General features: G+C 43.5%; 11 protein-coding genes and 1 riboswitch. Of the genes, 7 read left to right on the top strand and 4 right to left on the bottom strand.

Going from position 1 to position 10,011, the window contains the following annotated elements; all coding sequences use genetic code 11:
• A partial coding sequence (locus ACFQ2O_RS16805) for a transposase (RefSeq protein WP_377530384.1) occupies nucleotides 1-432 on the top strand: 432 nt, incomplete at its 5' end.
• Nucleotides 433-649: 217 nt separating this feature from the next.
• On the opposite strand, the gene ACFQ2O_RS16800 is transcribed toward ACFQ2O_RS16805, so the two are convergent.
• Nucleotides 650-1,591, bottom strand: coding sequence for a hypothetical protein (locus tag ACFQ2O_RS16800; protein WP_377530381.1), 942 nt, complete (start codon nucleotides 1,589-1,591; stop codon nucleotides 650-652).
• 115 nt (nucleotides 1,592-1,706) lie between these two features.
• Between ACFQ2O_RS16800 and ACFQ2O_RS16795 the strand changes: the two genes are divergently transcribed.
• Nucleotides 1,707-2,312 carry a methyltransferase domain-containing protein gene (locus tag ACFQ2O_RS16795; RefSeq protein ID WP_377530379.1) on the top strand — a complete coding sequence of 202 codons (606 nt, stop codon included), beginning with the start codon at nucleotides 1,707-1,709 and terminating at the stop codon, nucleotides 2,310-2,312.
• A 100-nt stretch (nucleotides 2,313-2,412) separates the two neighbouring features.
• Nucleotides 2,413-3,222 (top strand): 3-deoxy-8-phosphooctulonate synthase, encoded by an 810-nt coding sequence (gene kdsA / locus ACFQ2O_RS16790; protein WP_377530377.1) that lies wholly within the window; start codon nucleotides 2,413-2,415, stop codon nucleotides 3,220-3,222.
• A gap of 88 nt (nucleotides 3,223-3,310) precedes the next feature.
• Here the strand turns inward: kdsA and ACFQ2O_RS16785 are convergent, their stop codons facing one another.
• Both ACFQ2O_RS16785 and apaG read right to left on the bottom strand, forming a co-directional pair.
• Complete coding sequence (locus tag ACFQ2O_RS16785; protein ID WP_377530374.1) at nucleotides 3,311-4,096, bottom strand: O-methyltransferase; 786 nt, start codon at nucleotides 4,094-4,096, stop codon at nucleotides 3,311-3,313.
• 75 nt (nucleotides 4,097-4,171) lie between these two features.
• On the bottom strand, nucleotides 4,172-4,558 hold the full coding sequence (apaG, locus tag ACFQ2O_RS16780) for a Co2+/Mg2+ efflux protein ApaG (RefSeq protein ID WP_377530372.1): 387 nt from the start codon (nucleotides 4,556-4,558) through the stop codon (nucleotides 4,172-4,174).
• Nucleotides 4,559-4,658: 100 nt separating this feature from the next.
• Between apaG and ung the strand changes: the two genes are divergently transcribed.
• Nucleotides 4,659-5,321 (top strand): uracil-DNA glycosylase, encoded by a 663-nt coding sequence (ung, locus tag ACFQ2O_RS16775; RefSeq protein WP_377530369.1) that lies wholly within the window; start codon nucleotides 4,659-4,661, stop codon nucleotides 5,319-5,321.
• Nucleotides 5,322-5,364: 43 nt separating this feature from the next.
• Here the strand turns inward: ung and ACFQ2O_RS16770 are convergent, their stop codons facing one another.
• A complete protein-coding gene (locus tag ACFQ2O_RS16770; RefSeq protein ID WP_377530365.1) occupies nucleotides 5,365-6,660 on the bottom strand; it encodes a hypothetical protein in 1,296 nt (431 codons plus the stop codon).
• Nucleotides 6,661-7,603: 943 nt separating this feature from the next.
• On the opposite strand from ACFQ2O_RS16770, the gene arsC reads away from it, so the two are divergent.
• The 3 genes from arsC to ACFQ2O_RS16755 all read left to right on the top strand — a co-directional run bounded on the left by arsC (nucleotide 7,604) and on the right by ACFQ2O_RS16755 (nucleotide 9,895).
• The gene (gene arsC / locus ACFQ2O_RS16765) at nucleotides 7,604-7,945 is read left to right on the top strand and encodes an arsenate reductase (glutaredoxin) (protein ID WP_377530363.1); all 342 of its coding nucleotides are present in this window, start codon (nucleotides 7,604-7,606) and stop codon (nucleotides 7,943-7,945) included.
• 56 nt (nucleotides 7,946-8,001) lie between these two features.
• Nucleotides 8,002-8,203: riboswitch (cobalamin riboswitch) on the top strand.
• Between the two features lie 154 nt (nucleotides 8,204-8,357).
• Nucleotides 8,358-8,960: a DUF6580 family putative transport protein gene (locus ACFQ2O_RS16760; protein WP_377530361.1), complete on the top strand. Its 603-nt coding sequence runs from the start codon at nucleotides 8,358-8,360 to the stop codon at nucleotides 8,958-8,960.
• Nucleotides 8,954-9,895: an ABC transporter substrate-binding protein gene (locus ACFQ2O_RS16755; RefSeq protein ID WP_377530359.1), complete on the top strand. Its 942-nt coding sequence runs from the start codon at nucleotides 8,954-8,956 to the stop codon at nucleotides 9,893-9,895. The genes ACFQ2O_RS16760 and ACFQ2O_RS16755 overlap by 7 nt, the downstream gene beginning before the upstream one ends.
• The last annotated feature ends 116 nt before the right edge of the window (nucleotides 9,896-10,011 follow it).

The following is a 10,011-nucleotide window of genomic DNA, read 5'->3' as shown; positions in this document are numbered from 1 at the left end:
GCCAAGCGGGTGAAGGGGCGCAAGCGGCACCTGGTGGTGGACACGCTGGGGCTGATGATCATGGTCATTGTGCACCGGGCCGACATAGATGAGCGGCAGGGGGGCAAGTACCTGCTTTTGCGCATAGCCTCCAGAATAGCGGATTTCGCAAGGCTCAGGGTTTTCTTCGCTGACCAGGGCTATGGCGGACCAAACATGAGAGAGTGGGTGAGCAGCACCTTCCGCAGGCTGGGCTGGAGGCTTCAGGTAGTGAACAGGATCCACAAGAAGGCTTTCGTTGCCCTGCCCAAGCGGTGGATCGTGGAGAGGACATTCGGATGGTTCAACCTGTACCGCAGGCTCTCCAAAGACTATGAGCGCAGCACCAAATCAGCCGAAACCATGATACAGATTACCATGATACACATCATGCTTAAGAAATTATCCAAATGAAATTTAAACAGCCTCTAAGGTTAGGGCTTTTTTTATGCCGTTCAGGAACTGAAGTATGTAAAAATGTAAAGGCGAGGAAGCTTTATAGGGAGCAGCGATGTACAGCTACTTTAGCATCAGTGGCTTTTTTTTGTTGAGCTGCTATATTTCGGATGTATAATGAAAAAGCCCCTGCCGTGGTGGCAGAGGCTTGAATCTCTTCGAATAGAGAAGAGTTTTATTTCAATACAAAGCTTGCTTTGCCAATCAGGAAACCTTCAGCATACAGTTCAATCGTGTGCTGTCCTTTTTTATACTCTGCATTTTTGTCATAAGTGAAAGTTATAGGCTGCTGCGTGTTATCAAAAACAAAGTCACGCTTAGCAGTATAATACATGTCGTCACCATCTATCTGGAAAGTGCCAGATCCGGTGGAAAGGTTATATAGCGCAGCACCGTCTGGCTCAATCATACGCATGTATACTGTTTTAGGCTCTTTCTTAGCTACTGCATTTGGCGCTAATTTAAAATCAATGCGAATTTTGTCTACACGCTTGGCACGGAACTCATTGTCATTGTCTTCTTTCTCTTTACCACGCTGGTTGATAATATTCACATTTATACCTTGTGCTTCCAGTTTAGAGGCAACACGCACTTTCTGGCTTAGCTCTTCATTGCTCGACTTCATGGTGGTCAAGCTGTCGGCTAACTTAGTTTGCGTAGTTTTTAAATCGGTATTTTCTGTGAATAGCACCTCATTGTCTTCCTTCAGGCGTGCAATTTCCTCATCCTTTTGTTTAAGCTGCTTCTCAAAGGCAGAGGCTCTGTCGCGGAAGCGGCGCTGATCAGATAAACTGTAGCTTCTGTTGCGGAAGCCACGAAGCTCGTCCAAGTCGGAGCTGATAGAAGCGATTTTAGACTCCAAAGAATCGTTTTCTAAACCCATAGCAGATAATTCCTGGCTTTGCCGCTCAAAATCAGCTTTCAGCGCTTCAAACTGCTTAATCTGGTTTTCAAGTTCAACATTCTTTACCTTGATAATTTCTGCCTGCTCTTCGGTCTTTTCTTTTTTCTGATAGTTCATGTAAATCAGAATGCCGTTTATACTTATTAGTACAACAAGAAGGCCTCCAATTAGCAGTTTGCGGTTACTTCTATTTTCAGGAGTGTTCTCTGACATATATTTTATGTTAGGTGTTTGATAAGCTAAGGGTTATACAGTAGATTTAGTCCGCATGTAAAGTTTATGCGTGTAAGAATCAAATATATCACTTTTGATTTACTTATTTAACTTGATGAACCAAGAAATTAATGCGGGTTACTGGCAGCAACGCTATCAATCCGGCCAAACCGGTTGGGACGTTGGAGGTATAACGACCCCGCTGAAGGAATATTTTGATCAGCTGGAAAATAAAGACCTTCGTATTCTGATACCGGGCTGTGGAAACGCCTATGAAGCAGAATACCTGTTTTTGTGTGGTTTCACACAAGTATACCTTGTAGATGTGGCAGAGGAGCCGCTGCTAAATTTTGCGCATCGAGTTCCTGGTTTTCCAAAAGAGCAATTGCTGCATCAGGATTTTTTTCAAATGCAGGACAAGTATGACCTGATCGTGGAGCAAACTTTTTTCTGTGCCCTGGCTCCCGAACTAAGGCCTGCTTATGCTAGCAAATGTGCTGAACTGTTACAGCCAAACGGAAAGCTTATGGGGCTCTTGTTTGATACAGTTTTCTCAAGCCCTGGACCACCTTTTGGGGGGAGCCGCGAAGAGTATAAAAACTACTTTGCACCATACTTCCACTTCATTTGTTTTAATACTGCCCATAACTCTATCAAACCAAGGCAGGGCAAGGAGCTGTTTATGCTGTTGCAAGTGCTTAGCAGCGATTCTGAAGTATAATTCATAATCGAGACCTAATTTCCGGTTCTATAATTCGCAATTCATTTTAAGCTAGCTAAATTTGCAAACCTGCTTAAACTGGTAAATAACTATCAATCCTATGTTCGAAATACCTAAACTGAAGCATACCGAGAGTGGCAATTTTTTTCTGATGGCCGGACCATGTGCTATAGAAGGAGAGGAAATGGCTCTTCAGATTGCAGAACGCATTAAAACGATTACAGATAAGCTGCAGATTCCGTGGATTTTTAAAGGCTCTTATCGCAAAGCTAACCGCTCTCGCCTGGATTCCTTTTCAGGTATTGGCGATGAGAAGGCGCTGCGCATACTACAGAAGGTGGGGCAGGAGTTTGACGTGCCAACAGTAACGGATATCCATGAAAGTGCTGAGGCAGCTATGGCAGCAGCGTATGTGGATGTATTGCAGATTCCTGCTTTCCTTTGCCGCCAGACCGACTTGTTAGTTGCTGCTGCAAATACAGGTAAAGTTGTAAACATCAAAAAAGGCCAGTTCCTTTCTGGAGAGGCAATGCGCTTTGCAGTAGACAAAGTGCGTGAATCTGGTAATGAGAAAGTTATCCTGACAGACAGAGGCAATAGCTTTGGCTACTCTGACATGGTAGTGGACTTCCGCAACATACCTGAAATGCAGTCCAATAAAGTGCCCGTGGTGATGGACGTAACCCACTCGCTACAACAGCCAAACCAGAGCTCAGGTGTAACAGGCGGTAAACCAGCACTCATCACAACAATAGCTAAGGCTGCTATTGCTGTTGGCGCAGACGGACTGTTCATCGAAACACACCCACAGCCAAGTATAGCCAAGTCAGACGGCGCTAATATGCTGCCTTTAGATCAACTGGAAGAGCTGCTACAGAAGCTTGTTCGTATTCGCCAGGCAATTCAGTAAGCTTAGCTTCACAATAGATTTTTGAACAAAGGACAAGAGATATGAATTCTTTTGTCCTTTGTCTTTGATCAATTTTCTGGTTTGAGATCTAATAGTAAAGAGTAAAATTCTCCTTAGGCTGTTTTGTACGGAAGAAAACCAAGCCTACAAAGTATAAATCAATTGTCTGGCGCACTTGTGGGTGTAGTTTTACTTCTTTCCAGGCCTGCTTCATTTCTCCAGACCAATAGATATCATCCAGCACCAGCACAGTATTTTCGTGGCTTTTGTGCAGGCAACTTTCAAAGTAGCGCATGGTGGGCTCGTAGCGGTGGTTTCCATCCAGAAAAGCAAAATCAAGTTGTTCCACCTGCTGTAGTTGCTTTGCAAACGTATCGTCCAAATTTCCTTCAACTACCTGAATATTCTGCAACCTAAGCTTTTTGAAATTTGTCCTGGCAACTTCTGCAATGTTAGGGCATCCTTCAAAAGTATAGATGGTGCTGTTTTTACGGGCTTCAGCTAAATAGCAGGTAGAAAGGCCAAGAGATGTACCCAGCTCAACTAGTGTGTTTGGTTGAAAGTGGTTCACCAAGCGGAAAAGGAGCTGGCCATACTTGGCTGGTTTTGCCGAAGTCTTAGCAATAGCCTTGATCTTTCTTTTATTTTGGTTGATATGTTTGGAGCCAGCTCCGAAGTCTGTTACCTGCAGTTCCCGCTCGTCCTGTAATAATTCGTCGCGTAGCGCTTCCACATGATCATAAGCAGGGAAATGTCCTGTATGGTGCAGCACGTTGTGGTATAAGTCGAAAACGAAAGGAGAGTGTACGCCATGTAATTTAAAGGCGCGCATGCGGTATAGCAGGTAATCAGTAGCTTGGCTAAAGTAGGACACGAATTTTATAATTATACGTCAGGAGCAGACGTTAGCATCAGGCTTTTAGAAAGATGGTAAGGAACCAGTCAGTTACTAATTAAGCTTATAAGGAACTACCAGTGTGAATTCCGGAATGCTGACATCAAACTGCCTGCCATCTACCATACGCTCCATCTTATAGGTGCCGCGCATTTTACCTATGCCGGTTTTAAGGTTGCAGCCAGATACGTACTCATGCATTTCGCCGGGCTCTAAGGTCGGTTGCTGGCCTACCACACCTTCGCCCTCCACTTCGCGCATAACACCGGTAGAATCGTGTATGTACCAATGGCGGCGCAGCAGCTTCACGGTAAACTCGCTATTGTTCTCTATCTTGATCTTATAGGCAAAAACAAAGTGTTGCTGCACCGGGCTGGAGTAGTCCGGTAAGTAATTTGTTGTGACTGTTACTTTAACACCTTCTGTTGTTTTTGTATCCATGTTACAGAGTTTTTTGTATACTTTAGAAACCTTTGCAGTGCCTGCAGCTTTATCGCAACTGTGGTCTCTCAAAACCTAACCCAACAAGCCTAACTTACTCATGAACGTAAAGATAGAAGAAAGCTGGCAAAATATCTTACAAGAAGAATTTGAAAAGCCATACTTTAAGCAACTGGCGTCTTTTGTAAAAGACGAATACGCTTCCCAAAAGGTTTTTCCGGCAGGAAGCCAGATTTTCAATGCTTTTCAGATGTGCCCGTTTGATAAAGTAAAAGTAGTTATACTTGGTCAGGACCCGTACCACGGCCCGAACCAAGCCAACGGCCTTGCCTTCTCTGTTAGCGATAAAGTAAGAACTCCGCCCTCATTGCTCAATATTTTCAAAGAGATAAAGGCTGACATCGGAAAAGATATGCCGGCCTCAGGCAACCTGGAGCGATGGGCCCAGCAAGGTGTTTTGCTCCTGAACGCAACCCTTACTGTTCGTGCCGGTAATGCAGGCTCTCATCAAAAGAAAGGGTGGGAGGAGTTTACAGATGCTGTTATTCAGAAAATAAATGAGCAGAAGGAGCATATTGTGTTCTTGCTTTGGGGAGCCTATGCGCAGAAAAAAGGTGCTTTTATTAACGAGCAGAAGCACCTGGTATTAAAAGCAGCGCATCCATCTCCCTTTGCCGCCGACAGAGGCTTTTTTGGAAGCCGCCACTTTAGTAAAACAAATAAGTATTTAGATGAGCACGGCGAAAAACCTATTGAGTGGTAAGTAATAGTATAAGCAAGCAGTACTATACTGCTTGCTTATACTATTACTTGAGCTGCAGGAATTTTTCCTGCATTACCTGTTGCACGGGCACATTCCGAATTTTACTATCCAGCCATGCAATTATATCCAAGTATAAAAATGGACGCTTGTACAGAGGGTTCTCTGATATAAGCAGTAGTTTTTCTTTTAAAGAAATAAAAGCGCTTTTTAAATCAAAAGGGCTGATGTCAGGCATATCGCGCAGAAACTGAAAAATTGCTACCTGCATCGGTTGTTGGTCGTTCATCTTGCCCAGGAAGTGAAAAACGGATTTTATCTGATACTCCAGTAGCTCATCTTTACCGGCCTCATAATGTGCCAGCAGGTTCAGGATACGCGCAAAACACTGTATATCTTCACGCAGGTTTACATCCTTATAGTGAATGATCTTTTCTAAGTATAAAATAGATGAGTTGTAGTCGCCACTGCCAAAGTATAGCCCTGCAATTTTATAGTAAAATATTAGTTGGCGGTGTGGGTCCAGTTGCTGCTCAAAAACGCGGAGGTTACGCCTGATCTCCGGTACTATCTTAAGCCCTTCCGTAAATCGCCCTCTCATGTAAAAAGCATTTATCCGGTTGGTATAAATATACAGGAACAGCAGCATCTCTATGTTGGGATTACTACGCCTGTTACTGTCTGCTGCGAAATCCTCTAGTTTTTTTAGAGCCTCCATAAACTTGCTGTAATAAAGCAGGCTGAAGAGGGCGAGCAGGAGGTTGTGCAGCCCTTTGATGTAGAGCATAGGCTGCTGCTCTTTCATATGCGGTTCTTCCTCAAACAGGTCAACCCATTTTTGGGCGTAGCGGTAGCAGGCTTTAAAATCCTGAAGAATATAATGGTACCACACGTGCGCCTGGTAATAAGATAGCTTTTCTGAGAAACTGGCGCGTCTCAGGTCCAGGAGGGGCAGCTGTTGCCTAAAATAAGAAGTCATCTCAGCACTATCTTCAGGACTGCGCACATGGCCAACCTTTATGTATAGGCCGTAAAGCTGCAAAGCAAGGCTGGAGGCATTATGCAAGCGAGCTAAATGGCTTAAGGTTGTGGCTGCTTGTTCGGAAAGTTCCTCTGCACGACCTTCTAAACTCCGGGTAATGTACTGCGACTCGATGTGCTTCTCGAAATCAATCGCCATCAGCTCTATATGCGGGTAAGAAGCCTGTTGTGCCGACGCCTTTACCTTTTCCAGCATCTTCAGGCTTTGCTGATACAGCCCCTTGTTATAAAGCACCCGCGCATAATCCAGCTGCTCGTGTAGCTGAATATCGGTATTCTGGTGAGCATGGTACAGGCGCATACTTGCCAGGAGTTGCTTGTAGAGGTTAGCCTTTAAGTTTGCTATTTGCGCCTTTTTTTATACTTGGTACCTGCTTTAGTACGCGCTCCTCATCATAAGCAGCCATACTATCGAGGGCATCAAACAATTGCAAAAACTTAATGTCTCCGTTAGAGCTTTGCCGAGTGGCAAACAACCTGAAATGTCTTTTTTCTGAACGAGCAAGAGATTTTATTAACTGAAATACAGCATCAGACGAACTGTTTGATATTGTAGTTATACTTTGCATAAACGATTGAATACCAATAGGTAGTGTGGTTTGTGTAGGTGTTGGAAATTGTAAAAGCTTTGAAACTTACTTTTGTAAGCTATAATCAAACTTGTTATTTAGTAAAAGCTTTGAATGTAAATGTACTCTTAAATGATGATTTAACGCTATAGGTGCATTTATTTCCAAGGCTTAGGTTAGACCTGTAAAATGATCAATGCAAGGTTGATGTAAGTGCAGAAGGGGAGTCAGGTGCAGGTTTGCTTACTATAAGTATGGTTCGCCGGCTTTATAAGTATAAAGTGGCAGCTGTTGCTTCAGGGGCATATCTGTTTTAGCTGTGGCTCCGCATCGATTTGAATAGGTTTGACATTTAGGAAATGTTTTGATTAGTTTTTAATTCCAGATTAATAAAGCTGCATTCTAATAGAGTGCAGTTTTTTGTTTATAGGCAGTTTTAAAAGTATGGCTATAGCTACTAAGAATTCAATCAAGGCTTTACATAAGTTGCCAGCGACTATTGCTGGAGTTAGCTAAATCGAGGCAAAGTAACCTATATAGTTATGCTTAGAGTGTAAATCGGTTCTGATCCTAGAAGTATGTCTAATCCTGATGTAGCGCTAAACCGGCTCCTGGATGTTCTTTAGATAGGAAATTCTTATTTTTACTGCTTCCATACTTATTACTAGCGTTCCTATGATGAAGATATACCACAACAGCCGCTGCAGTAAAAGCCGGCAGACACTGGAGCTTATCCAGCAAGCCGGGGAAACTGTGGAGGTGATTGATTACATAAAAACACCACCTACAGCCACAGAAGTAAAAGAATTGCTTCAGAAGCTGAACATGAAGCCTCAGGAACTACTGCGTAAAGGTGAAGCTGTATACAAAGAAAACTATAAAGGCAAAGAATTGTCAGATGAGGAGTGGGTGGATGCTATGGTGCAACATCCTATCCTGATAGAGCGTCCTATCGTGGTCAAAGATAACAAAGCTGTTATAGGCCGGCCACCGGAAAATGTAAAGGACCTGCTGTAGGCAATTATGATGCAACCTGCTGAACACTCACTTTATTAAAATTAATCTTTTCTTTATATCTTAGTGCTGCAAACGGTTCTGCGCACCTATTCAGGGTGGCGCAGATGAAAAGGGAATCCGGTGTAAATCCGGAGCTATCCCCGTAGCTGTAAGTTTCAGAAAAAGCTGAGTTGATCATTGCCACTGTTTCATATAATTGAAATGGGAAGGCCAGCCAGTGAAACAAGCCAGAAGACCTGCCTTTTGCAACAAACATTCGTGCTTTCGGAGGAAAGGCCCGGAATGAAGGCGGCTTCTGTTTTCTCTTCATGCGCATTTTATATGTGCGGGTCTAATAACTAAGCTTTTCTTTATTTCCCCATTTTGCTCCTGAAAGTTAGTAGTAGAGACTATCTTAACTATACATGCGATCATGAGTAAATTCTTAAATTCAATCAACACACGTACGCTGGTGCTGCTGCTTTTCATGGCTCTTGTGGCTGCTGCTCGCGTCTTGGCTAGCGGCACTGGAGGGCAAATATCCAGCCTTAGCCATTATACACCAATTGGAGCGATGGCTTTATTTGGTGGTGCTTACTTCTCTAAGTATACCAAATACTTGTTCCCGCTGCTTACGTTATGGATAAGTGATCTCTTGCTTAACAGGTTAGTATTCTATGGGGAATGGCGCTTGTTTTATGAGGGCTTCTACTGGGTTTATGGTGCTTTTGCGCTGATGGTGCTGGTAGGGCAAAAGTTGCTTCGGCACTTTAGTTTTAGTCGTTTTCTTCTGGCTGCTTTCACCATCGTTCTTATTCATTGGCTGGTAACTGATATTGGTATGTGGCTGGGAGGCTCCATGTATCCTAAAACAGCTGCAGGTTTGTGGAGTTGTTTGGTGGCGGCCATCCCGTTTGAACGAAACTTCCTTTTTGGCACCCTCTTTTACGGTGTGTTGATGTTCGGTGTTTTCGAGTGGCTGAAGGCAAGATCACCTCGACTCCGGATGTCCTATAACAGAAATGAATTATGCTAAAGGTTTGTTCTTTTTTACCAGCGGCTACTCAAATCATATATGATTTGGGGCTGCAGGATTGCCTGCACGGCGTAACGTTTGAATGTCCGGAGGTAGCGCTGCAGGAAAAGCAGCGGGTAGTACGGTGTGTGTTAGAGGGAAACAACTACAGTAGTCAAGAGATTGATCGTATATTTTCGGCTAGTAAAGCTCAGGGTAAAAGTTTATACTATGTAGATGAAGACATACTACAGCAGATTTCACCAGATATTATCTTTACTCAGGATGTATGTGAAGTTTGCCAGATAGATACAGCTTGCACGGCTGCCTCTGTAGCTAAATTAGCCAAACAGCCTCAGTTGATTTCACTTAGTCCGAACAACCTAGAAGATGTTTTTGCAACAGTTATTACTATAGCCGCTGCATTGGGTAAAGAGGAGGTGGCTTATACTTATCTTGCTGGACTGCAGAAACGCCTTGATTATCTGGTGGATGAGCAGCGTAAGTATAGAGTGATGCCTAAGCGCGTGATGCTGTTGGAATGGGTGGCTCCCATTTATAATTGCGGCCACTGGATCCCATACCAAATTGCGTATGCAGGTGGCATTGATATGCTTTCTAACCCTGCTGGAGATAGTATTGTAACACCTTGGGAGAAAGTAGTGAAGTATAACCCGGAAGTGCTGGTGATTGCTCCTTGTGGTTTTAATGTGGAGCGGGCAGTACAGGAAATTGATTTGCTTACTTCTAAGCCTGAATGGGGGCAGCTGCAGGCAGTACAGAACCAGAGCGTTTTCCTGGCAGATTTTGACATGTTTACGCAGCCGTCGGCAAGCACTTTATTAAGTGGAATTGAAGCATTGGCAAGTATGTTTCATCCGGAAATATTTAAGGTGCCAATGCCATTAGTGCATAAAGTTATGCCTTTGTATAAGCAGTCGATTGTTAAAGTATAAAGTTTGTGGATTTTAAAAATGGAACCTGTTTAGGGTTTTTCTAATTTATTTATTTTCCTGATAAAAAGCACTGTAAAAGCCAGCAAGTGTAGTACCAGCCAGTGCCTGGCCTTTGT

Origin of the sequence: Pontibacter rugosus (genome assembly GCF_042678745.1) — a bacterium.
In the GTDB taxonomy this organism is placed as follows: Bacteria; Bacteroidota; Bacteroidia; order Cytophagales; family Hymenobacteraceae; genus Pontibacter; species Pontibacter rugosus.
This window is presented reverse-complemented; position numbering and strand designations above follow the sequence as displayed.

Excerpts from the sequence above, each read along its gene's own strand:
- ACFQ2O_RS16800 (WP_377530381.1), bottom strand. The coding sequence starts at position 1,591 with ATGTCAGAGAACACTCCTGAAAATAGAAGTAACCGCAAACTGCTAATT.
- ACFQ2O_RS16795 (WP_377530379.1), top strand. The coding sequence starts at position 1,707 with ATGAACCAAGAAATTAATGCGGGTTACTGGCAGCAACGCTATCAATCC.
- kdsA (WP_377530377.1), top strand. The coding sequence starts at position 2,413 with ATGTTCGAAATACCTAAACTGAAGCATACCGAGAGTGGCAATTTTTTT.
- apaG (WP_377530372.1), bottom strand. The coding sequence starts at position 4,558 with ATGGATACAAAAACAACAGAAGGTGTTAAAGTAACAGTCACAACAAAT.
- ung (WP_377530369.1), top strand. The coding sequence starts at position 4,659 with ATGAACGTAAAGATAGAAGAAAGCTGGCAAAATATCTTACAAGAAGAA.
- ACFQ2O_RS16770 (WP_377530365.1), bottom strand. The coding sequence starts at position 6,660 with ATGCGCCTGTACCATGCTCACCAGAATACCGATATTCAGCTACACGAG.
- arsC (WP_377530363.1), top strand. The coding sequence starts at position 7,604 with ATGATGAAGATATACCACAACAGCCGCTGCAGTAAAAGCCGGCAGACA.
- ACFQ2O_RS16760 (WP_377530361.1), top strand. The coding sequence starts at position 8,358 with ATGAGTAAATTCTTAAATTCAATCAACACACGTACGCTGGTGCTGCTG.
- ACFQ2O_RS16755 (WP_377530359.1), top strand. The coding sequence starts at position 8,954 with ATGCTAAAGGTTTGTTCTTTTTTACCAGCGGCTACTCAAATCATATAT.